Annotated in this window: 23 protein-coding genes; 16 read left to right on the top strand and 7 right to left on the bottom strand. The window is 45.9% G+C overall.

The window, feature by feature from the left end; all coding sequences use genetic code 11:
- The first annotated feature begins 46 nt into the window (after positions 1-46).
- Positions 47-709, top strand: coding sequence for a TrmH family RNA methyltransferase (locus LS482_RS00390; RefSeq protein WP_233029758.1), 663 nt, complete (start codon positions 47-49; stop codon positions 707-709).
- Between the two features lie 12 nt (positions 710-721).
- Here the strand turns inward: LS482_RS00390 and LS482_RS00385 are convergent, their stop codons facing one another.
- Both LS482_RS00385 and LS482_RS00380 read right to left on the bottom strand, forming a co-directional pair.
- Complete coding sequence (locus LS482_RS00385; protein ID WP_233029757.1) at positions 722-1,492, bottom strand: carboxypeptidase-like regulatory domain-containing protein; 771 nt, start codon at positions 1,490-1,492, stop codon at positions 722-724.
- A gap of 296 nt (positions 1,493-1,788) precedes the next feature.
- On the bottom strand, positions 1,789-3,498 hold the full coding sequence (locus tag LS482_RS00380) for a DEAD/DEAH box helicase (protein WP_233029756.1): 1,710 nt from the start codon (positions 3,496-3,498) through the stop codon (positions 1,789-1,791).
- 255 nt (positions 3,499-3,753) lie between these two features.
- Between LS482_RS00380 and LS482_RS00375 the strand changes: the two genes are divergently transcribed.
- The 4 genes from LS482_RS00375 to LS482_RS00360 all read left to right on the top strand — a co-directional run bounded on the left by LS482_RS00375 (position 3,754) and on the right by LS482_RS00360 (position 6,260).
- Positions 3,754-4,302 carry an RNA polymerase sigma factor gene (locus tag LS482_RS00375; RefSeq protein ID WP_233029755.1) on the top strand — a complete coding sequence of 183 codons (549 nt, stop codon included), beginning with the start codon at positions 3,754-3,756 and terminating at the stop codon, positions 4,300-4,302.
- A complete protein-coding gene (locus LS482_RS00370) occupies positions 4,283-4,561 on the top strand; it encodes a hypothetical protein (protein WP_233029754.1) in 279 nt (92 codons plus the stop codon). The genes LS482_RS00375 and LS482_RS00370 overlap by 20 nt, the downstream gene beginning before the upstream one ends.
- 58 nt (positions 4,562-4,619) lie before the next feature.
- Positions 4,620-5,276, top strand: a complete 657-nt coding sequence (locus LS482_RS00365) for a ClpP family protease (protein ID WP_233029753.1) — start codon at positions 4,620-4,622, stop codon at positions 5,274-5,276.
- Between the two features lie 123 nt (positions 5,277-5,399).
- Positions 5,400-6,260: a phosphatase PAP2 family protein gene (locus tag LS482_RS00360; RefSeq protein WP_233029752.1), complete on the top strand. Its 861-nt coding sequence runs from the start codon at positions 5,400-5,402 to the stop codon at positions 6,258-6,260.
- Here the strand turns inward: LS482_RS00360 and LS482_RS00355 are convergent.
- Positions 6,257-6,841 (bottom strand): non-canonical purine NTP diphosphatase, encoded by a 585-nt coding sequence (locus LS482_RS00355; RefSeq protein ID WP_233029751.1) that lies wholly within the window; start codon positions 6,839-6,841, stop codon positions 6,257-6,259. The two genes, LS482_RS00360 and LS482_RS00355, sit on opposite strands and share 4 nt — an antisense overlap.
- 63 nt (positions 6,842-6,904) lie before the next feature.
- Positions 6,905-7,378: a 23S rRNA (pseudouridine(1915)-N(3))-methyltransferase RlmH gene (gene rlmH / locus LS482_RS00350; RefSeq protein ID WP_233029750.1), complete on the bottom strand. Its 474-nt coding sequence runs from the start codon at positions 7,376-7,378 to the stop codon at positions 6,905-6,907.
- A gap of 298 nt (positions 7,379-7,676) precedes the next feature.
- On the opposite strand from rlmH, the gene nadC reads away from it, so the two are divergent.
- The 4 genes from nadC (at position 7,677) to priA (ending at position 12,599) form a co-directional block, all read left to right on the top strand.
- Entirely contained in the window at positions 7,677-8,540 is an 864-nt protein-coding gene (gene nadC / locus LS482_RS00345) for a carboxylating nicotinate-nucleotide diphosphorylase (protein ID WP_233029749.1), read from the top strand.
- 62 nt (positions 8,541-8,602) lie between these two features.
- Complete coding sequence (locus LS482_RS00340; RefSeq protein WP_233029748.1) at positions 8,603-9,517, top strand: YihY/virulence factor BrkB family protein; 915 nt, start codon at positions 8,603-8,605, stop codon at positions 9,515-9,517.
- A gap of 35 nt (positions 9,518-9,552) precedes the next feature.
- Entirely contained in the window at positions 9,553-9,984 is a 432-nt protein-coding gene (locus LS482_RS00335) for a DUF2147 domain-containing protein (RefSeq protein ID WP_233029747.1), read from the top strand.
- Between the two features lie 137 nt (positions 9,985-10,121).
- A complete protein-coding gene (priA, locus tag LS482_RS00330; RefSeq protein ID WP_233029746.1) occupies positions 10,122-12,599 on the top strand; it encodes a replication restart helicase PriA in 2,478 nt (825 codons plus the stop codon).
- A gap of 28 nt (positions 12,600-12,627) precedes the next feature.
- On the opposite strand, the gene LS482_RS00325 is transcribed toward priA, so the two are convergent.
- A complete protein-coding gene (locus tag LS482_RS00325) occupies positions 12,628-13,317 on the bottom strand; it encodes a LytR/AlgR family response regulator transcription factor (protein ID WP_233029745.1) in 690 nt (229 codons plus the stop codon).
- 275 nt (positions 13,318-13,592) lie between these two features.
- Here LS482_RS00325 and rpsF point away from each other — a divergent pair, with 275 nt between their 5' ends.
- The 6 genes from rpsF to hisS all read left to right on the top strand — a co-directional run bounded on the left by rpsF (position 13,593) and on the right by hisS (position 20,093).
- Positions 13,593-13,931 (top strand): 30S ribosomal protein S6, encoded by a 339-nt coding sequence (gene rpsF / locus LS482_RS00320; RefSeq protein WP_233029744.1) that lies wholly within the window; start codon positions 13,593-13,595, stop codon positions 13,929-13,931.
- Positions 13,932-13,934: 3 nt separating this feature from the next.
- Positions 13,935-14,234 (top strand): 30S ribosomal protein S18, encoded by a 300-nt coding sequence (gene rpsR, locus LS482_RS00315; protein WP_233031870.1) that lies wholly within the window; start codon positions 13,935-13,937, stop codon positions 14,232-14,234.
- Positions 14,235-14,247: 13 nt separating this feature from the next.
- Positions 14,248-14,700, top strand: coding sequence for a 50S ribosomal protein L9 (rplI, locus tag LS482_RS00310; RefSeq protein ID WP_233029743.1), 453 nt, complete (start codon positions 14,248-14,250; stop codon positions 14,698-14,700).
- A gap of 108 nt (positions 14,701-14,808) precedes the next feature.
- The gene (locus LS482_RS00305; RefSeq protein WP_233029742.1) at positions 14,809-17,919 is read left to right on the top strand and encodes a TonB-dependent receptor; all 3,111 of its coding nucleotides are present in this window, start codon (positions 14,809-14,811) and stop codon (positions 17,917-17,919) included.
- 88 nt (positions 17,920-18,007) lie between these two features.
- A complete protein-coding gene (locus tag LS482_RS00300) occupies positions 18,008-18,484 on the top strand; it encodes a DUF6495 family protein (RefSeq protein ID WP_233029741.1) in 477 nt (158 codons plus the stop codon).
- 235 nt (positions 18,485-18,719) lie between these two features.
- Positions 18,720-20,093 (top strand): histidine--tRNA ligase, encoded by a 1,374-nt coding sequence (gene hisS, locus LS482_RS00295; protein ID WP_233029740.1) that lies wholly within the window; start codon positions 18,720-18,722, stop codon positions 20,091-20,093.
- Between the two features lie 503 nt (positions 20,094-20,596).
- Here hisS and LS482_RS00290 read toward each other — a convergent pair.
- Complete coding sequence (locus LS482_RS00290; RefSeq protein ID WP_233029739.1) at positions 20,597-20,878, bottom strand: hypothetical protein; 282 nt, start codon at positions 20,876-20,878, stop codon at positions 20,597-20,599.
- Positions 20,879-20,999: 121 nt separating this feature from the next.
- Between LS482_RS00290 and LS482_RS00285 the strand changes: the two genes are divergently transcribed.
- Positions 21,000-21,593 carry a hypothetical protein gene (locus LS482_RS00285; protein ID WP_233029738.1) on the top strand — a complete coding sequence of 198 codons (594 nt, stop codon included), beginning with the start codon at positions 21,000-21,002 and terminating at the stop codon, positions 21,591-21,593.
- 4 nt (positions 21,594-21,597) lie between these two features.
- Here the strand turns inward: LS482_RS00285 and LS482_RS00280 are convergent, their stop codons facing one another.
- A complete protein-coding gene (locus tag LS482_RS00280) occupies positions 21,598-23,604 on the bottom strand; it encodes an ATP-binding protein (RefSeq protein WP_233029737.1) in 2,007 nt (668 codons plus the stop codon).
- Positions 23,605-23,677: the final 73 nt, after the last annotated feature.

The raw sequence follows: 23,677 nt of genomic DNA, 5'->3' as shown, positions 1-23,677 counted from the left end.
GCCGGGACATTCCGGGGAAACCGGAAGTCGTAAATCGTAAAGACCGATGGCAGATACAGCATTGTTAGAATACCTGGAGCGTTTTTTGACCGAAGAACGGAGACAAAAGTTTGCAGACGTATTGTCGCGGCGTACCAAACATTTTACCGTGGCCATACAGGATGTATTCCAGGTGCACAATACCAGTGCGGTAATACGCAGCTGTGATGTTTTCGGTATTCAGGAGGCGCACATCATAGAGGAACGTTTCGGTAACAGGCTGGATAAGAATATAGCCATGGGTGCACAGAAATGGGTTGATGTTCACAGGCATGCTTCCACCGATGACTGTATAAAGGAACTCAGAAGGCAGGGTTACCGGATCATAGCGACCACTCCCCACAACGATTCCTGTTTTGTGGATGAATTTGATGTATCGCAAAGGTCGGCGTTGTTCTTTGGTACTGAGAAAGACGGGCTCTCCGATGATGTTATGGATCAGGCCGACGGTTTTTTAAAAATACCGATGGCCGGGTTTACGGAAAGCCTGAATATTTCGGTTTCGGCTGCCATTATCCTGCATACCCTGACGGGAAAACTGAAAAAATCGGGAATCCCCTGGCAGCTTTCGGAAGAGGAGATGCTTGAAAAACGGATGGACTGGTCGCGGAAATCGATAAAAAGCGTTGAGGAAATACTCAGGCGGTATTATGCCGGTACGGAAAAGTAGGTTTTCCGGGATTTACCTGTTATCCACACGGTTAAGCACTTTGTATTCTTCGTAACAATCGTGAATGGCATCCAGGATCTGAAGGTCGTTTGCGGTACGGATAAAATCCTTGGAATAGTTACAGTTCCGCAATATTTCGTCAATGTCCACGCGATCGATCTGCAGGAGTTCACTCAGGGTTTCCCGGTCGAATTTCGAGGCGAGGAGGTTGCGTATTTCATCGTCTTCCTTCATTTTTCGGAGCTTGCGCATTTCCCGGGGTTTCTTGCCGAATATATTGTGCAGGAAATCGACAGGGTTGAAGATGGCTCCCATGACTTTTGAAATGGCCCCGGGATTGGCGCTTCCCGCTTCATAACCTTTGGGCAGTCCGGAGATACTGTACCGCCCGGCATTGTTTATGGGAATGTTCTTGGCATCGATCTCCAGGTAACCTGTGAGTTTGTAAGGTCTTATCACCACTTCTTCCAGGGCATAGGCAAGCTCTGTCATCCCTATCCTGGTACCTTCAAATTTAAGCATGTCATTGGTGACCCTGATCTTTATTGACTTAAACCCGAGGAATGAAAAGTACAGGGTGTCGTTTGCCCTGGCGGTTATCTGGAATTCCCCGTTGGAATTGGAAACAGTACCGATCACCTGGTTCAGGTTTACCACATGCACATTGTCCATTACCCTGTCCGTACTGGTATTGAATACCACGCCCTTAACTCTTTCCGCTTCCTGCGAAAAGCATAAAATCGTAAAGAATAGGGTGAGTATAAATGGAATTGTCTTTTTCACTAGTCATTTTATTTTTCCCGGGGGCACAGAAAGGGATACAGTCCTGCCATATTCGTGAATCCCTGTCTGATCAAAGCCCTTTCCGCTGGGGTTGCTCCGGAGGCTAAAAATACTAAACCAAAATGAAAAAAAGGGGCCTTTCCCTGTTTTTTTAATATACAATTAACAGCTCTTTTACCGTTAAGGTCTCCCTGTATGCTGTGCGACAAGGGCTTGCGATAATATGAGTTAAAGTGCTGTTTTTCGTATATTTTGCATAGCTTTTGCAAAAGCCTTTACAAAAGCGCGGAAGCTATTTATCGTCTTCTGCCTTTTCTCCCTTTTTTACCAAAACCTTTATTGGGCCCGGAAAACTTGTTACCGTTGCGTTTTCGGCCCCGTCCTTTATGGCTTCCGCCGGGATTCTTGGAAATTTCGATATTCACAAAACGGCCGTCCTTCTTGAAATCGGTAAAGGTCTGAAGAATGATTTCAGTGTGCGCGGCATTCGTATTGAAAAAGGAAAAGCTTTCCTTGACATCCACTTTAAAGATATCGTCCCTGTCAAGATCGACGGTATCACGTAAAAAGTCCTTCAGGGATTTCCAGTCATAACCGTCCCTTTCGCCGACGTTGATAAAATAGCGAACATCACCTTCTCCCGGAATATCATCAACAGCGGGAGCTTTATCGCGTCCTGTGGCATTTACGTTCAGGTCCTTGGCATTTTTGTAATAGTTGAAGAACCTGCCGAATTCCACCGAGACCATTTTCTTGATGAGCTCTTCGCGGTCTATATCACGGAGTACATCGTTGATGGCCGGGAGATAGTGGTTCACCTCTTCATTGATCTCCGTGTTTTTAATTTTACTGGCCAGGTGGTAGAGCTGTATTTCACAGATCTCCATACTGCTCGGGATCTTTTTGGCTTCGAACTGTTTTTTTAAGACCTTTTCAATGGCTTTTATCTTTCGCAGTTCACTTTTGGCAACGATCACTATGGATATCCCGGATTTTCCGGCACGTCCGGTTCGTCCGCTGCGGTGATTATAGATCTCTATTTCGTCCGGAAGTTGATAGTTGATAACATGGGTAATGTCATCGACATCGATTCCCCTTGCGGCTACGTCAGTGGCCACAAGCATCTGTATCTGCCTGGTCCGGAAGGCTTTCATTACCATATCCCTCTGGTTCTGGCTCAGGTCGCCGTGAAGGGCCGCAGCATTGTAGCCATCTTCGATAAGCTTTTCGGCTACATTTTGTGTATCCCTTTTGGTACGGCAGAATATTACCGAAAATATATCCGGATTGGCATCGGCCAGGCGCTTCAGCGCCAGGTAGCGTTCCCTTCCGTTTACAAGATAGTATTCGTGCTGTACCGTATCTGTTCCCGAATTTTTGGTGCCAACGGTGATTTCTTCGGGGCTGTGCATGAATTTCTTGGCGATGGTCGCCACTTCTCTGGGCATGGTGGCCGAGAAGAGCCAGGTGTTCTTTTCTTTCGGGGTATGCGAAAGGATGGAGGAAATATCTTCGTAGAATCCCATGTTTAGCATTTCGTCTGCTTCATCCAGAACACAGTACTCGATTTCGGTGATATCCACCATACGCCGGTTTATCATATCCTGCATTCTTCCCGGAGTAGCCACTATGATCTGTGCTCCCCGCTTTACATCCCTGGCCTGTTCGGTAATACTGGCGCCGCCGTAAATGGCTACGACGCGGAGGCCTTTGACATATTTGGCATAGTTTTTCAGTTCATTGGTAATTTGTAAGCACAATTCCCTTGTAGGGGAAAGGATCAATCCCTGTGTGGTTTTGTCGTTTGCATTGATCTTCTGGATGAGCGGGAAACCGAAAGCTGCGGTCTTTCCCGTTCCTGTTTGTGCCAGGGATACCATATCGGTATCATTGGCGAGGAGGACCGGTATAGCTTTTTCCTGCACCTCTGAGGGTGTTTCAAAACCCATATCTTCAATAGCCATTAAAAGCTGCTCGTTCAGTCCTAATTTTTCGAATTTGTTCATATATAAATTAAAATAAGGGGCAAAGGTACTCTTTATTCGCGGTTAATTGTTATAATTTGCCAATTATTTGCTTTAACCGGCTGTTGCGGAATTAATTGTGACAGATAATGTTAGGATGAAAAAAGTGTTTTTTATACTTTAGAGAGGCCATCTGCAAAGGGCAAAAACCTCGTACGAACAAAAAAAATATGCTTTTTGCAGGTGATATTAATACCGAAACGGACACATACTTATAAAACATTTATATTCCGAGCCATGATGTACAACCTGAAAACATATCGAGACCGGGAAAAGTTTTTCCTGGACCTGTACATGTCTTTTTTCCCCGATGTGGCTGCTTATATAGAAAGACGGGGAGGGACATTGGAAAATGCCAGGGATATTTTCCAGGAATGCCTGGTGATCTATTATGAAAAAATAACTGAACAACAGGCTTCACCGGTGCGAAACGAAAAGGCATACCTGATGGGAATGGCCAAAAAACTCTGGTACGGGATGTACCGGGATGGCGGCAAATTTCAGAAAATAACCGGGCAACAGGATATTTTTCCCGGAGATTATGCAGACGACCACATGACGCTTTCTGCCCGGGAAAATATTCTGGACGTCCTGGAACAAACGGGCCGGAGGTGTATGAATATGCTGAAAGCTTTTTACTACGATAAACTCAATATGCAGGAAATGGCGGAACGTTTTGGGTTCGGCAGCGTGCGTTCGGCCACCGTGCAGAAGTACAAGTGCCTGGAAAAGGTGAGGGACAAGGTAAAAGAAAAATCATTGCATTATGAGGATTTCACTGCTTGAAACCAAACAACTGGAAGATCGTATTTTTCACAGGGAAACCGATGGGGAGGCTCTTGTAACCGACGTAAAGCTGTACCTGAATGAAGACCTCAGACAAAAACTCACCGCCCAGAAGCAGGTTTACGGTTATGTGAAGGCTTACGGGAGGAAGAAGCTGAAAGCAGAAATAGCATCGGTACATCACCGGATTTTTCATGAAGAACAACACCGGGGTTTCCGGAACAAAATACGGCGTATCTTCCGCCGCCGGGAAAAATAGAAGACCACTGAAGTCTGATATCTCATAACTGAAATCAAACATCTTATAATCTGACAATATGGAAATTTTATCCAGTGTAATTCCCATGGTCATCGACAGTCGTGACCGTGGAGAACGGGCCTATGATATTTACAGCCTGTTACTGAAAGAACGCATTGTGTTTTTAGGGTCGCCCATCGACGCCCCGGTGGCCAATCTGGTGGTAGCGCAGTTGCTTTACCTCAACAGTCAGGACCCTAAAAAGCAGGTCAACCTGTATATCCACAGTCCGGGCGGCAGTGTTTATGCCGGAATGGCCATTTACGACACCATTAAAATGATGTCTGCCCCGGTCTCTACGGTAGCCGTCGGGTTTACGGGAAGTATGGCTACAGCGCTCCTCACTTCGGGAGTGAAGGGGAAACGCTACGCACTTTCCCATGCCACGGTACACATGCATCCCGCCAGTGGCGGAGCAAAAGGTTATACCGAGGATGTACGCATAGCCACACACGAGCAGGAGCGTATTCAGGCCCAGTTATTTCATATTATAGGAAATAATACGGGACATACCCGGGAAGAGGTCGAGGAGCTCTTTTTACGTGACAAGTTTATGAGTGCCCCGGAAGCTAAAAGCTACGGACTTGTGGACGAAATAATGGGAGATATCAGCGATGTGCTTACCCTGAAAAATCCGGGGGGCAAGGTTTCTTTTTTTAATTCCGGTAAAAATTGAATGCCTTGAAGTACTGGTTGTTGCAAAGTTTAACATATTCCGGCTGCTGCCTCGTAATCTCTTTTATTGTATCTTGCGGTCCTTGAAAAAGGACTTCACGAACTGCAATAAAATTTTGAAAAGATGCCCGGAGCTTTTGCTTTGTTTTTACGGAGAATCACACTGATTTGCATTGTGGTATTTTCCATAGTGTGCCGTGGACAGGAACAGGAAAAATCAAAAGATGAACAGACCCTCTGGCAGCTGTTTAAATATGACGGTGCCAATATGTTTGGCGGGATAGCACATGCATACAGTCGCCCTTTTCACTGGGAAGGGGACGACTGGCTCACCTTTGGCGGGGTGATGGCCGGCACGGGCCTGCTTTATCTCGCCGATGAGGAGACCAGCGATTTCTTTATGCGGCAGCGCGATGATATCCCGAAGGGAATACGCGATTACGGCTGGTATTACGGCAGTCCGCAAAACAACTATATGCTTACGGGGGCGGTGTACCTCACAGGACTGTTCACTAAAAATGAAAAATGGCGAAGGACGGGGGTACTGCTCATCGCTTCGGCAAGTGCCGCCGGGTTCCTGCAACAGGTAAGCAAGTTAATGGTGGGGCGTGCACGGCCGAGAACGGGGAAATCCAGCGATACCTTCAAACCCTTTCCCAATGATGCGGATTACCATTCTTTTCCTTCGGGGCATGCCATACTATCCTTTACCAATGCCTATGCCCTGGCCAAACTGGTAAACAATCCCTGGGCAAGGGCGGGAATTTATACCGTAGGTCTCATCCCGCCCGTTTCGCGACTTTGGGAAGGGGCACACTGGCTCACCGATGTTACCCTGAGTATTGCGTTGAGCATAGCCACGGTTGAGGCGATAGACCGTTATCTCGATACGAAATACGAATCGCCCTACCGCAGGAAGAATAAAAAAGTGTCGTGGAACCTGAATCTGGGTCCCGGAAGTGTGGGGATCATCGGGGTGTTTTAACTCCGGTCCGGGTTCTCCAGGTAGTCGATCAACTGTTTTACGGCTTTTCCGCGATGCCCAATGGTGTTTTTTACCTCAAGAGGAAGTTCGGCAAACGTCTTTTTGTAACCTTTCGGGAGGAATACCGGATCATATCCGAACCCGCCGTTACCCGATTTTTGTCTGGTAATGCTGCCTTCCACAATACCCTCAAAAAAAATCTGCTTTCCGTTCAGGTGTAGCGCTATCACAGTTTTAAACCGGGCTGTCCTGTTATTTTCATCGCGGAGTTCGTACAGCAGTTTTTCGATGTTGTCCGCCGCGTTTTTTGCTTCGCCGGCATACCGGGCCGAATATACTCCCGGGGCTCCGTTCAGGGCATCCGCTTCAAGTCCCGTATCGTCTGCAAAACAATCATAGCCGTATTTTTCCCGTACATAATCCGCTTTTTGCAGGGCGTTCCCTTCAATGGTATCCGAGGTTTCGGGAATATCTTCGGTACAGCCTATATCGTCCAGACTCAGTAGTGTGATGTAGTCAGGCAGGAGCGCCTGTACTTCGTGTAATTTGTTCCTGTTGTGTGTGGCAAAAACCAGTTTCATTATAAGATGTATTAAGGAATTAAAAAAGAAAAACCACTTCCGACTTCGTACTTCTGACTACGCTCACCTGTGATGATAGGGTTCGTTGTTGAGTATGGTAAAGGCCCGGTAGAGTTGCTCGGTAAAGAAGAGGCGGATCATCTGGTGTGAAAATGTCATCGGGGAGAGCGATAATTTTCCCCCGGCCTGTTTGTAAACCGCTTCGGAAAAGCCATAGGGACCGCCAATCGCAAAAACCAGTTGTTTTATGCCGGAGTTCATCTTTTTCTGAAGGAATTCCGAAAAACCGACCGAAGTGTATTCCCTGCCCTTTTCATCCAGCAGGATCAGGACATCCGCCGGTTGTATTTTCTTGAGCAGGAGTTCGCCTTCCTTTTCCTTTTGCAGGGCTTCATTCAGTTTTTTGGCATTTTTGATGTCCGGGATAATTTCCATGTTGAACCGGATGTAAAAGCCCAGTCGCTTTTCATAATCCTGTATGAGCGATTGCAGTGCGGCATTGTCGGTCTTGCCTATGACGAGGAGTTTTATGTTCATAAGGACAAAATAAGTCTCATGAATTATAAGACGCAAGTATTTTTCCGGAAATTTGATAATTCGGTGATTTGATGATGCGTCAATGGGTGTGAGTAGATAAATTTATATATGAACTGCATTTGACAGTTATATGTAAACGATATGTATTATCTTTATATAGCAAGGATAGAATCGGGTATACCGTGGGTTGAAGGATCGTCGGAGCACGGTTGATAGTAAGGTTCAGGAATACATTGTATGGGCCTTGTTTTAAAATTTAAACAGTTTCTTAGTATTTTAGCGACAAAACCGTCAAAATATGATCACAAAAGAACAATTTGACCGTGAGATCGACCTGATTATTGTCAATGCCGTCCGGGAGGATGTGGGGGACGGCGATCACAGCTCACTGGCCTGTATCCCGGTATCGGCACAAGGCAAGGCAAAGCTTTTGGTAAAAGACCGGGGCATTATTGCCGGGGTGGAGTTTGCCCGGAAAGTTTTTAACCATGTAGACGAAAGTCTCGGTATTGAAGTATTGATCGAAGACGGACAGCAGGTGGAACAGGGCGATATTGTCTTTTATGTGGAAGGGAGCTCTCAATCTATTCTCAAGGCCGAACGGCTGGTGCTTAATGCCATGCAACGCATGAGTGCCATAGCCACCAAAACGCAGAAATACGTAAAACTCCTCGAAGGTACCGGGGCCGGGATACTGGATACCCGGAAAACCACTCCCGGAATAAGGGCACTGGAAAAATGGGCTGTGAAAATAGGCGGCGGACAAAATCACAGGTTTGCACTTTATGACATGATCATGCTCAAGGACAACCATATTGACTTTTCCGGGGGAATTACCAGTGCCATTGCCAAAACCCGGAAATACCTCGAAGAAAGAGGGAAGGACCTGAAAATTATTGTGGAAGCCAGGAACCTTGAGGAAGTAGAGGAAATCCTGCAATGTGACGGGGTATACCGCATTTTGCTGGACAATTTTAACTTTACGGATACGACAACGGCGGTAAAGCGAATTGCAGGCAAATGCCAGACGGAATCTTCGGGAGGAATTAACGAAAGTACCATCAGAAAATATGCCGAATGCGGAGTGGATTATATTTCTTCCGGTGCCCTTACACATTCCGTATACAATATGGACCTGAGCCTGAAAGCAGTCAATGGCTGATGTTCACCTGATCTGCTCCGGAAACCGAAAAACCCACTGCACGGTGGCTAATTTTAACTTATATGTCTATAGAAATTGAAGAAAAACTTGCTAAAATTCCGGTAATTAACCTTCTTGTCGCATTTTTCAAAAAGATCAAACTGAGGGCGTTTGAAGGGCTTTCGGTTTACGACCTGCTCGAAATGTATGTGCTGGGCATAGTGAAGGGGGCATTAACATACCGGGCGAGTGCCATTTCTTTCAGTTTTTTTATGGCTATTTTTCCGTTTCTGCTCTTTGTGCTCAATCTCATTCCGTATATGCCTGTACAGGAAGGTGAGTTCCTGCAGTTTATAGACGGGTTGCTGCCTCCGGAAACGGCTCCTTATTTCGGCGATATTTTTAGCGATATCGCCAGCAAGAAAAGGGGGAGCCTGCTGTCTTCGGTATTTATACTCTCCATTTTTTTAATGACCAACGGGATCAATGCCGTTTTCGGCGGATTCGAGACCTCTTACCACGTGAAGATAAGCAGGAACGTTATCCGGCAATACTTTATCGCTTTGGGAGTGGCGGTTATCATGGCACTGTTGCTGCTATTGTCCGTCGCGGCTTTTGTTTTTTTCCAGACCGATATCATTGACGAACTGAGCGGGAAGGGGTATATAGAAAATGTGGAACTCTGGATCAATATAGGTAAATACCTCTTCTTTGTCTTTATAGCTTATCTTTTTACCGCCATTCTCTATTATTTCGGTACCGCCGAGGGCAGGGACACCCGTTTTTTTTCTCCCGGTGCCTTGTTGACCACCATACTGTTCGTGCTGACATCCTATTTTTTTGGAATATATATCAAAAATTTTTCGCAGTACAACGAATTATACGGTTCCATAGGAGCCCTGTTAATATTGATGTTGTATATATGGCTTAACTCCAATATCCTGCTTCTCGGTTTTGAACTGAATGCTTCTCTTCGTAGCCTGAAGCGAAAATTTTAATATATTTATTTCTGTAATCACAAAAAACAGTTAAGATGAGACAGATCGTAAAATTGTGTAGTATTTTTTTATTGCTGGGTACATTGTCGGCAACCGCCCAGGATATTTTCGGCAAGTGGAAAACCATTGATGATGAAACCGGACGGGAAAAATCGATAGTGGAAATATACCGGGAAGACGGAAAGGTGTTCGGGAAAGTAGTGAAAATACTGAACAAGGACAGGCAGGATGCCGCATGCGACAAGTGTAAGGGCGCTAAAAAGGACAAGCCCATTCTGGGAATGGTGATCATCGAGGATATGGAAAAGGACGGAGAGGAATATTCGGGAGGGAGCATCCTGGACCCGAACAAGGGAAAAGAATATCGCTGTAAGCTCTGGGTGGACGAGGATGATCCGAACAAACTGAATGTACGGGGGTATGTGGCCTTTTTCTATCGTACGCAAAACTGGTTTCGGGTGAAATAAAAGAGGATAGGTTAATGCGATAATCCGGAAATGAGATAACACGAACAGGTAACGATAACGATAATTGTGAAAAAACTGTCTGCTGATTCGATCGGCCTTAAACATTCGGAAAAGACAGTCTTCCTTATCTTTGTTTCATGCAACAACAGTATTTTGTAGACGTTATTCTGCCCATACCTGTAGAAAAGCTATTTACGTACAGCATTTCCGAAAGGGAATTCGGGTTCATAAAGCCCGGAATGCGGATTGCCGTACCGTTCGGAAAATCAAAGATATATACTGCACTGGCGTACAAATTGCACCGGAATCCGCCACAGGTTTACGAAGCCAAGGAAATACACCAGATACTGGACGAAACCCCGGTGGTTACGGAACAGCAGTTGCAACTGTGGTTCTGGATGGCTTCTTATTACATGTGTGCCCCGGGAGAAGTGTTCCGCGCCGCGGTACCCGGAGTGTTGCTGCTGGAAAGTGAGACGATCGTATTTAAAAATGAGAAATTCCGGGAGGCCGAAATAACTCTGAAAGATGATGAATGGCTGGTTTACGAAGCTTTGCAGCACCAGCCGATACTCAAAGTCACCGAAATTGCCGCAATCCTGGATAAAAAAAATGTCCTGCCCGTATTAAAGCGCTTGCTGGAAAAAGATGTGATCCGGGTAAAGGAAGAGATACACGAGCAATACCGCCCCAAACTGGTGCGGTTTATACGTGTGGCACCGGCTTACGATTCGGAAGAAGCTTTGCGGGAATTACTGGATACACTGAACAGGGCCCCGAAACAGCGGGAAGTATTGCTGTCCCTTTTTTCACTCTCTGCCGGTACTATAAAACCGGTAAAACTAAAAGACCTGCAGGAAAAGACAGGGGCTTCGCCCGCCGTGATCAACAGCCTGCTGGAAAAAGAGATTCTTGAAGACTATCATATACAGACGGACAGGGTGGGATATTCCGGCAAACCGGTAAGCGACACCAAGGAACTGAACGAATTCCAGACAAAGGCACTTGGCGGGATCAGGGAGCATTTCCGGGCCAGGGATGTTACGCTGTTATACGGCATTACATCATCGGGAAAAACCGAAATCTATGTAAAACTCATGGAAGAGGTCCTTGCCCGGGGGCAACAGGTGCTCTATCTGTTGCCTGAAATTGCACTTACCTCGCAGCTCATTTATCGCCTGCAAAATTATTTTGGTGAAAAAGTGAGTGTCTATCATTCCAAATATTCCAATAATGAAAGGGTAGAAGTGTGGAACAATATGCTGCAGGGATCGTCGAGGACACAGATCGTACTCGGTGCACGGTCTTCGGTATTCCTGCCTTTTTCTGACCTGGGACTGATTATTGTGGATGAGGAACACGAAGCCTCTTTTAAACAGTTTGATCCCGCTCCGAGATATCACGCCCGCGATGTTGCGGTAGTGCTGGGGCGGTTTCACGAAGCCAAAATACTATTGGGTTCTGCAACCCCGAGTGTAGAGAGCAGTTATAATGCCAAGGCGGGAAAGTACGGACTGGTAGGGCTGAAGCGAAGGTACGGCAATGTATTGCTGCCGGAAATGGAACTGGTGGATATCAAGGACAAACGGAAAAAGAAAAGGATGAAAGGCCATTTTTCCGACCGTTTGATCGAAGAGATCGAAGCCTCTCTTGCCGAAGGGGAGCAGGTCATCCTTTTCCAGAACAGGAGAGGCTATGCCCCGGTTATGGAATGCAATACCTGCGGGCACAGTCCGCAATGTCCCAGTTGTGATGTCAGCCTCACCTATCACCAGACCCGGAAGCAGTTGCGCTGCCATTATTGCGGTTACCACATGGCCTTGCCGTTGAGTTGTGTGGCCTGTGGCAGCAGTGAACTGGACACCAGGGGCTTCGGTACGGAGCAGGTGGAAGAGGAATTGAAATCACTTTTCCCTGAAGCACGGACAGGGAGGATGGATTCTGATACCACCCGCGGAAAATACGGGTATGAAAAGATCATTACTGCGTTTGAACAACAGGAAACGGATATACTCGTCGGTACACAAATGCTCACCAAGGGGCTGGATTTCCGGAATGTAAGCCTGGTGGGGATCATGAATGCCGACAGTTTACTCAATTATCCCGATTTCCGGGCCTTTGAAAGGAGTTTCCAGTTGATATTGCAGGTGGCCGGACGTGCGGGGAGGACGGAAAAGCGGGGGAGGGTGATTATACAAACCTATAATCCCTATCACCAGATATTACAACAGGCCTCCATGAACAGATACGGAGATATGCTCACCGACCAGTTGAACGACAGAAAGCAGTTTCGTTATCCTCCGTTTTACAGGCTGATAAAGATCTCTTTCCGGCACAAAAATTACAATACGGTACGGGAAGGTGCCGAATGGTATACCGGTGCCCTGCGCAATTACTTCAGTACTGCGAACTGGAAAAGAGAATATATCCTGGGGCCGGAATCACCTGCCGTGGGGAGAATAAGGAACCGGTATATCAAGGACGTTCTGATCAAAATCCCGCCGGGACAAAACCTGAAGGCGGTGAAGGAAGGGATAGGGCGCATTCACAAAAGCTTCAGTGCCATAGCGCTTTACCGGAGTATCCGGGTGGCCTTTGATGTGGATACGTATTAACGACAGAACGGCAGCATACGGGAACCGGTTATTTGCCGAGCAATTCCGCCAGTCTGGCCTTGCGGTTCCTGCTGAGCGGAAGTTTGGTGCCACTCACTTCAACGATACGGCTGTTGTACCGGTCTACCTTGTCCAGGTTTATAATGAAAGATTTGTGTATCCGCATAAACCGGTCTTCGGGAAGTTCCTGTTCAAAAGATTTCATGGTAGAAAGCACTATAATACTCTCTTCGTCGGTAAGCAGTTTTACATAATCGCCGAGTGCTTCGATCCATTTGATCTCATTGAGGAAAACCTTGTGTTTCTTCAGATTGCTCTTTACAAAGATATAATCGTCGTCTTCTTTGGCAGCCGTTTTCAGCTTGTGTTTTTCCAGTGCCCGCTTAACCGCCATTTCAAAACGTTCCGAAGAAATGGGTTTGTGGAGGTAATCGGTAACATCATAATCAAAAGCTTTCAGGGCATATTCAGCCTTACCGGTGATAAGGATGACCTGTGGCGGGTCCTGCAGGGACTCCAGGAGGTCAAACCCCGTGATGATAGGCATTTCTATATCGAGGAAAATAAGGTCTATTTTTTTTAGCTTTAACCCGTTTTTAGCTTCAATAGCATTTCCGTATTCAGCGACAAGTTCGAGGGAATTGTTGTTGTTGATAAGCTTAGCCACTGCCATTCGCTGAATGTTGGAATCATCTACAATTATGCAATTCATCTTCATTGCTTACTATTGCCTTTTGGTTAAGTTCCTTGTTATTTTTAGAGAAAAATCCATTTCCGGGTACTGATTGGGGAACCCTGTCTTTAATATTTCATCCCGGGGTATTTTAGGATAAGACAAAATAATAAACAATTTTACTGAAATTTTTTACATCCACCAATTTTGTGGCGGAAAAAAGAAATAAAAAAGACCACCGGCAGAAATAATGTGTACGTATTTTTTGTTGTTAAGCTATAAAACAGTATTTTTGCAGCCTTAAAATAAAAAAGTTAATTATGAATCATTACGAAACTGTTTTCATTCTAAATCCCGTTTTATCTGAGACCCAGGTAAAGGAAGCAGTTAAGAAGTTCGAGGATTTCTTAATCTCCAGGGGGGCGGAATTTGTATCCAAAGAAGATTGGGGGCTTAAAAAACTCGCCTATCCCATTCAACACAAAAAAAGCGGCTTTTATCACCTGTTTGAATTCAAGGCACCCGGGGAAGTTCTCAGTCCTTATGAAACCGAATTCAGAAGGGATGAAAGGGTTATGCGTTACTTAACCGTAAAACTGGACAAGCACGCTGTTGCCTGGGCAGAGAAACGAAGGAAGAAGTTGAACCAAAAAGCTTAAGAAATTATGTCATCTATCGAACAACAGGCCAAAGGTAAAAAAGACGGGGAAATAAGATATCTTACTCCTCTGAATATTGAGACCACCAAGGCTAAGAAATACTGCCGTTTTAAAAAGTCCGGAATAAAATATATCGACTATAAAGACCCGGATTTCCTGCTTAAATTTGTAAACGAACAAGGTAAGATATTACCCAGAAGACTTACGGGGACATCGTTAAAGTACCAGAGAAAAGTGTCTGTGGCCGTTAAAAGAGCCCGTCACCTGGCTTTAATGCCTTATGTAGCTGATTTGTTAAAATAAAAAAGGGCAGACAATGGAATTAATATTAAGAAAAGACGTAGATAATTTAGGATTCAAGGATGATTTGGTAACCGTAAAAAACGGTTACGGACGTAATTACTTGATTCCGCAAGGGTTTGCCGTACTGGCAACACCATCTGCCAAGAAAGTACTGGCAGAAACCCTGAAGCAAAGGGCATTCAAGGAGCAAAAGGTCATTGAAGATGCCAAGAAGACCGCAGAGGCCCTGAACCAACTGGAAATCAAGATCACTGCAAAAACAGGGAGCGGAGACAAACTCTTCGGTTCTGTTACTACGATCAACCTTGCAGAGGCACTGGAAAAAGAAGGGCAAAGTATTGAAAGGAAATACATCAGTATTAACGGTGGAAGTGTAAAACGAACCGGAAAATACAATGCTGTTATCCGACTGCACAGAGAGGTTATCGTCGATCTGCCATTTGAGGTTGTTGCAGAAGCGAAATAGTTAACACGCAACGTTAATAAAATCTTAAAGGCCGCTTATTAAGCGGCTTTTTTTATTGTATCTTGTCTGTTAAAATTAATATTTGTTTTGCAACTAACTCAATATTTTATGAAAAAGACAGGTGTTTTATTAACTATTTTGGTGTTTTTGTTTACAAGTAACATATGTGCCCAGGTAACCACGGCCAATATGAAAGGTCTGGTTACGGATAGCAGCAATGAGCCTTTGCCGGGGGCCAATGTAGTAGCCGTCCATACGCCTACGGGGACTACCTACGGAGGTGCCACGAATTTTGACGGTCGTTTTAACCTGCTCAATATGAGGGTTGGCGGGCCATATACGGTTACTGTTTCGTATATCGGTTTCCAGACCCGGGAATATACGGATGTTTATCTGGAGCTGGGAAAGACCATTACAGTTGATGTTGTATTGATCGAAGACAGCCAGCAACTCGAAGAAGTGGTCATTACCGGAAGCAGGTCGGGAGTTTTTGGCAGCGGAAGGACAGGTGCTGAAACCAATGTGGGAAGACGGGAACTGACCCGCTTGCCGACCATAACCCGGTCTGCCCAGGACTTTACCCGGATGGAACCTTCGGCCAGCGGAGGATCGTTCGGGGGAAGGAACGACCAGTACAATAATTTTTCGCTGGACGGTTCCATATTTAACAATCCTTACGGACTGGATGCGGCCACACCGGGCGGACAGACCGATGCCCAGCCTATTTCGCTGGATGCCATTGACCAGATACAGGTGGCCACCGCACCTTATGATGTTACCCAATCGGGTTTTACGGGAGCTTCTGTCAATGCAGTGACCAAAAGCGGAACCAATGAATTTCACGGCACTGTTTACGGGTTTTACCGAAACCAGGACCTCACCGGGAGTAAAGTAAAAGGCGAAGAGATCTTTGTGCCCAAACTTACCCAGGCACAATACGGAGCGAGTATAGGCGGGCCGATAGTAAAAAACAAATTGTTCTTCTTTGCCAATTTTGAAAGGGACCAGCGGGAAGACCTGGGATCGGCCTGGGTGGCCAACCGGGGTACCGGGGCCATCAATGAGTCGCGCGTACTGGAAAGTGACCTCATATCCGTATCGGATGACCTGGCAACACTGGGATATGAAACGGGTCCCTACGAAGGGTATATACACGAAACCGAATCCGTAAAAGGGATCTTCAAGCTTGACTGGAACATAAACGACAAGAACCGCCTGGCCTTTATTTACAATTTTCTCGACGCTTCCAAGGAAAAGCCCGCACACCCTACGGCCATAAGCAGGAGAGGACCGGATGCCACAACACTGCAGTTCAGGAACTCCGGATACCGGATAAACAATGAGATCCAGTCCTTTCTGATAGAACTGAACTCCAATTTCACCGACAATATCACCAACAAATTACAGGTGGGGTATACCCATTTCAATGATTTCAGGGACCCGTTTTCCACACCGGCACCGGTGATCAATATCACCAAGGACGGTTCGCCCTATATCATTGCGGGGCACGAACCTTTTTCGATAAACAACAAACTGGACCAGAAGGTGTTCCAGGCCACAAATAATCTCAATTATTTTAGAGGGGACCACACCTATACCGCAGGGATTTCTTTTGAAAAATTTATGTTCAAGAATTCCTTTAACCTTACGGGATACGGCTTTGATATTTTTGGCAGTGTGGACATTAACGATTTTAACGCTGCCGATTATCAGGAAGCATTTGATAATGCCATTGCCACCTTTGAAACAAAAAACGCGGCAGGTGACGGTAATGACGGCGGATGGAACCTTTCAGAGGTCAATGTGGGGCAACTGGCCTTTTACCTTCAGGACGAATGGAACATTACGGAAGACTTTAAACTCACTTATGGCGTTCGTGTCGATAAGCCCTTGTACTTTAATACATCAGAGCTCGTACAAAAATATATAGATACCGATAACGGCCAGTTTTACGATCCTTCTACACCCTATTTCGATCCCGATACAGGCGAAGAGGTCTTTTTCGATTCCACAAAAATGCCGAATGACAACCTGTTATGGTCGCCCCGGCTCGGGTTTAACTGGGACGTGAACGACGATAATTCCCTGCAGCTACGGGGAGGAACAGGCGTTTTTACCGGGCGGCTTCCCTTTGTCTGGATCGGAAACCAGGTAAGCGGGGTGGACCAGTTTTTCTATCAGATCGTCGACCCCGATTTCAAATTTCCGCAGGTTTGGAGGAGCAGCCTGGGTATGGATTACAGGTTTGAGAACGGACTGATCGTCACGGCCGATCTTGCCTATACCAAGGACATTAATGCCGTACACGTGCAAAACTGGGGACTGAAAACACCTACGGCCACTCTGAATGGTGTAGACCCAAGGATGATCTACGGAACCGCAGACAAAGGAGAATACGCGGCCTATGTGCTCACAAATTCGGATAAGGGACGGGTTTTTAATGCCTCGCTTCGCCTGCAGAAGAATTTTGACCATGGTCTTTATACCAGCCTGGCGTATAATTATATGGATTCCAGGGACGTAAATTCCATTGAAGCCGAGATCACCGGAGATGCCTTTACCTTTAACCCCGCCCTGAACAACGTCAATGATGATGTACTTGCACATTCCAAGTACGGGGACAAGCATCGCTTTGTGGGCATAGCTTCCAAACAGTGGAAATACGGCAATGACAAATGGGCCACCACGATTTCCACTTTTTTTGAATATGCACAGGGAGGTCGTTTCAGCTATACTTACGGAGGCGATATTAACAATGACGGCTCGGTCATGAACGACCTTATCTATGTACCTACCGCTTCGGAGATCAATGCAATGAATTTTACAGGCCCGGGACAGGCCGAGGCCCTGGAAAATTACATCAGTCAGGACGATTATTTAAAGAGTCGCAGGGGACAATATGCAGAGAGGTACGGAGCCATAGCGCCCTGGAGGGGGCGATGGGATTTTAAATTTTTACAGGATTATAATATTAAAGTATCCGAAGATAAGGTGAATACCGTTCAGTTTAGTGTAGATATCCTGAACCTGGGCAACTTTATAAATTCCGATTGGGGACTGGTACAGACGGTGACCAATACGCAGCCGATCGGGGTTGTGGTAGACGAAAATAATACCCCGGTGTACACTTTTAATCCGGACCAGACCAATACCTTTGTGTATCTCAGTGATCTGCAATCGAGATGGCAGATACAATTTGGTTTGCGTTACAGCTTTTAATTCTGAACGAAAATTGTGAAATTTGCACCGTTTTTGCCCGGTCCGGGCAAAAACGGTTTTTTATTGAGATAAGGTTAATGAGGTAAATATGAAATACAGGCGACTTACAAAAGAACAACTGGAAGAATTGCACCGGGAATTTATCAATTTTCTGGCTACACAATCCATCACTGCTGAAGAGTGGGAGAAATTAAAACGGGAAAAACCCGAAACTGCGGAAGAGGAACTCGATGTGTTCAGTGACCTGATCTGGGAAGGTGTACTCAGAAAGGTAACATATCTTGAGAACATATCGGCCCGGCAGATGCACCTCTTTTACCTGACCGAAAAAGAGATGAAACTCATCGGTATACGAATACTCAACCCGGATATTGACCTTACGACCGAAGAGGGCTTTGGCTGGTTCAAGAAGCATTTTATGACCGATATGGTAGAAATTGTAACTGCGGCCAAGGCATATTCTGATGATAAAAACCGTGATAAGTTTGAACTCATAGAAAAAGGCGGGGTAATAACCAAAGGGGAGTTGTATCGCTGGTTTGACGAAATATTGAAAGAAGAATAGTCCCGAAAAGGATAAAGCGGGAAAACTTCTGCGTTATGGATAAACTTTGCCTTCGGAGGCGCTTCCATATGGTCAAAAATTAAGATATTTGTGCGTATTTAAAAATTACGGTTTATCCTTATGGTGAAAAAATGACAGTATCAGGATAAACAAGACCAAAGCACTACATGCACTAAAAAGCATAGTATTAACGCTTTTCGAAACCAATAAAGAAAACAGAAATTACAATTCCCCGATGGCGCAAAAACCAGGTATACCCAAAGGAACCCGCGATTTTTCTCCCGCGGAAGTGGCCAAGAGAAATTATATCATTGCAATCATACGAAAACATTTTGAATTGTTCGGTTTCCAGCCCATTGAAACCCCCAGTTTTGAGAATTCCTCGACCCTGTTGGGGAAATACGGTGAAGAAGGCGACCGGCTTATTTTTAAAATACTCAACTCCGGAGATTTTCTGCGCAAGGTGGATGACACATTGTACAACAGTAAGGACAGTGCGAAACTTACCGGGAAAATATCTGAAAAAGCACTCCGGTACGATCTTACCGTTCCCTTTGCCCGGTATGTTGTGCAACATCAAAACGAGATAGACTTCCCTTTTAAACGCTATCAGATACAACCGGTATGGCGGGCCGACAGGCCCCAGAAAGGGCGTTTTCGCGAGTTCTACCAGTGCGATGCCGATGTGGTGGGCTCACAGTCACTCTGGCAGGAAGTGGAATTTGTACAGTTGTACGACACGGTTTTTGCCGCTCTCGGACTGAACGGGGTGACCATAAAGTTAAATAACCGGAAAGTGCTTTCCGGCATTGCGGAGGTGATAGGAGCCGGTGATAAACTGATCGATTTTACCGTGGCGCTCGACAAACTGGATAAGATAGGTGAAGAGGGAGTGAAAAAGGAGATGCTCGAAAAGGGAATTTCCGAAAATGCCATAGCCAAAGTACAGCCCTTGTTCCGGTTTGAAGGAACGGCGGGTGAAAAACTGAACCGGCTTTCCGAACTTCTCGGTACATCGGAGGAAGGTACAAAAGGGGTGGAAGAATTACGCTTTATCTGTAATACCATAGAAGCGACCGGATTGCAATCTGCCGTTCTCGACCTGGACGTAACCCTGGCACGCGGACTTAACTATTACACCGGGGCCATTTTTGAAGTAGCTGCTCCCGGTGTGGCCATGGGCTCCATAGGAGGCGGGGGACGTTATGATGATCTTACCGGGATATTCGGCCTCAAGGGGATAAGCGGTGTGGGCATTTCTTTCGGCCTGGATCGTATTTACCTCGTTTTGGAAGAACTCGGGCTTTTCCCCGAGACCGTAACGTCTTCCTCAAAGGCGCTGTTCATTAATTTTGGCGAAGCAGAGGCTTATTATAGCGTGAAAGCCATAAAAACACTACGGGAAACCGGGATAAAAGTAGAGCTCTATCCCGACAAGGCCAAGATGAAAAAACAGATGCAGTATGCCGATAAACGGAATATCCCGTTTACCGTATTGGTAGGGGAGGATGAAATGGAGAAAGGGCGATACACGCTGAAGAACATGCAGACCGGAGTACAACAATCGGTCTCCCTTGAAGAACTTATCAGGGAATTGGCTGCTGTTTAAAAAACGGGTCCGGTATAAAAGTGGTATTGCTGGGGTGCAGACACAGGTTAAGCCATTGAGTTCATGCGTGATGGATGGTCTGGTCAATGAATAACCTGAAAACCAGTAATTAAAGTGCAACTCATTGGCTGTCAAAATCGCTGTATCTTTCAGTACAGCGTGGTTTGGTTTTCGTAAATGAAGGAAGGCAGGAAACCGGAAACTTGCAATAAATTAAAACCCCAACGATCTTTGATCCTGATCCTAAAAAACCATCCGGAGAATAACTTCACGGGAAAGAATAAAAAGAGAAATAGCCATGAAGCAACCTGAATTCTCTCTAATTATTCAGTTTACTTATTTATGGCTATTTCATCACCCCAAACTTACTGATTTACCATTGTACGGATAAAATTATTTATCCCCTCTTTATCCGTACGACCGGTATTGTGACAGCAAATATACAGTGGTTATCCCCACCCGGAAATCCCGGAAATCAGGGATTTTTACAGAGTTGTTCTGTATCAGCATATTACACACATGTTGCTCAGGGCATAGAGTAGAATACCAAGCCCGGTAACAAGAAAAAAGGCAATAAGCCCTGCTATTATTCCGCGGGATGTGGACAGGGTTATTGTGCTTCCTATGGAAAGGATGATCCCCACGCTTCCCAGTACGATAGCCATGGTATAGGATTGTTCAGAAAAGAAAAAGAGAAGGCCCGCGATGGATATCCCGCTACACAGTAATGAAAGATTGGCCAGGAGCCTGGCTTTTTTATTTTTTTCCAGCGAAGTCCCTTTCATGAGAAAACAGAAATAAGTTCTGCCGGTAAATATACGATGTTTGTTTTACCGGATAAATAACTGTTTTCGGGGATTTGCAGGTTGGCGGCAGGTGTTTATCTTTGGCCGAAATATAAAAACGATGTACGATCAGTTTAAAGTATACCGGTTTGACGGTGCCACATTACAGGTTTTAACAGAAGACCTCCGTGCTGAAGGATGGGATATTACCGCCGTATGGAAAAAAGGGAATAGAAAACAGGAGACTTATAACGAAAAGGTCAATTCCCTGCAACTGGAGATCAACGGGAAATGGTTTTTTCGTCAGGCCGGAAACAAGGGTTTTGTACGCCTGAACAAACTGGATGAAGACCAGTGTACTTTTTTCCTGGGATTGCTGAAGAAACACGGGCTCTATTCCGAACCGCAATGGGGGCTGGGTATTGTACTCTATGTCGTTTACGCCCTGCTGGTTTTCTTTATTGCATCTTCACAGGATAAAGCGTGGTTGAGTATGGCCTTTTTTATTTGTGCCCTGTTCCTTACCCTGTTTCTGGGCATCGCCTACCTGAGGTCCAGGGAAGAAGTCTCCGCTACGGTCTATAAAATATCGCTGGTGTTCGGTATAGCGGGTTATGTATTAACGGCACTTTCATCACTGCTATGCCTTCCCCTGATGTTTAATATTTTCCGGAATTCCCTGTATCAGAAAATAAACAAAATACCTGTAAGCTGATATTTTACCTCACCTGACATTGCAGACTTACCGAGGTACCCATCCCCGGTGTGGAATCGATATCCATATCACCTTCCAGCAACTCTGCCCGGGCTTTTATATTGGAAAGCCCCAATCCCCTGGAGTTTACGGACTTGTCGGGATCAAACCCTTTTCCGTTGTCTTCCACGGTAAGGAACAGTTTGTCTTTTCGTTGTTGCAACTGTACCAGGATGTGAGATGCTTCGGCGTGTTTTACGGCATTGTTTACGAGCTCCTGGACTATTCTGTAAACCGTGATCTGTTTTTCCTCCGGAATGTCCCTGTCTACATTTATCACCTGGCAGGTCACTGAAATTCCCGGCTGGGATATCCTGCTGCAAAATTGCTTTACCGCCTCTCCCAGTCCCTGTATATGCAATACCTGTGGCATAAGGCTCCGGGCTATGGAACGCAGTTCGTCCACCGCTTCGTCGATGTGCCTTACAGCCTCGGAAACTGCTTTCTTTGCCGGTGTTTCCCGTATTTCGGTCAGGGAATTGGACAGAGACAGTTTTATTCCCGAAAGCAATCCGCCCAGGCCGTCGTGAAGGTCTTTGGCTATTCTGCTCCGTTCGTGTTCTTCCCCGTTTATGGTAGCGGACAGCAGGGATATTTTGTGTTCCTGTCCCATGGTATCCAGCTCCAATTGATGTACTTTTTTTTGCTGTGTAATAAGCCTTTTCCCTTTTCTGTAGTACAGGTAATACAGAACGGTGATCAGCATAAGAGCGGCTATTGTAATGAGGAGCAGCCATATGCCGAGCCGGTTTCTCACCAGTTTGAGTTCTGCGGTTTCCTTTTCAAATTCCAGTCGGGCAATTTGTTTTTCTTTCCGGGCGGTTTCGTATTGTTTGTCCAGCCGGTGCATGTTTTTAGTGAGTTCCACCTCGTTAAGGCTGTCCGAAACCCTGATGTATTCCTTGAGGTAGTGGTACGATTCCGGATAATGATTGAGTTCAAACTCCAGGTCACCGAGCATTTCCAGGCCCAGTAACTGAAAGTGAAAATCCTGAATATCGGCCCCCAGGCGATAGTTTCTTTCGGCGGCAGCCAGGGCTTTATTGTATTTTTTCTGTGTTTTATACACATCGGCCAGGCCGATAAGGGCGTTGGACATGTAATGAAAATTTTTAAAACCGTTGGCAATGTCCAGGCTGGTCCGGTACATTTTTTCAGCAGTATTGTAGTCTTCTTTCTTAAAGGCCAGTTCTCCTTTGAGGTAATACAGTTGCGACATCTGGTCTACGGTATCCCCGCTCGATTCCAGGATGTTCTCGGCTTCCTTCAGGTAGTCATCCATCTGCTGCAGGCTGTCCATATCATTCAGGCACATGGCAATATCCAGGTGTCTCGTGCCGGAATAGTACCGGTTTTTATCCGATTCATCATAAGTGTCAAGTGCTTTTTTGTAGTATTCCAGGGCTTTTTGGTACTGGGTTTTGTTGGAGAATATAACCCCGAGGTTCCTGTAGGTGAGGGCCAGGTTGGCCGTATCTTTCAGTTCGGTAAATACGGGAATGAGCTGGATGTATTGCTCCTGTTGCTCCCGGATGTCCCCGTTCACCCCGTAAAGGGCTGCGACATTTAGCTGAATATGGGCCCGCATCTTTCGTGCGGACAGGGAGGTATCCCTTGCCAGGGCATTTTGGGCAGAATCCATGTACTTTTGGGCCTCTTCAAACCGGTACAGATTGTAATAGAGCCTGCCCGTGTTGGCATAGATCCTGGATGTCAGTACAGGCTGCTTTTCCTTATCGGTAAGTGCTAATGCTTTGCGAAAATAATCTTTGGCCTGAATGCTGTCACCCGCCGGGAGCCTGTTGGCAATGCGCATGCTGAGCACCGCCCTGGAGCTGTCGGAGGTAGCTTTTTGAAGTTCATTCCTGAGGCTATCGGTAACCGATTGTTTCCGGTGTTCCTGTGCAGACGTAAAAAATGAAAAGAGAAGACAAAAGAGAAACGGCAAGGTTAGGGTAGTGGTCTGATGCATATAATATTTTTTTGTTTAGCTATAAATTTAAGGAAATACTCGGTTTTGGAATGCCTTTTGAATGATGTGCGGA

It is taken from the genome of Sinomicrobium kalidii (assembly GCF_021183825.1).
Taxonomy (GTDB): Bacteria; Bacteroidota; Bacteroidia; order Flavobacteriales; family Flavobacteriaceae; genus Sinomicrobium; species Sinomicrobium kalidii.
The sequence above is the reverse complement of the archived record's forward strand: the minus strand, read 5'-3'. Positions and strand labels throughout refer to the sequence as shown.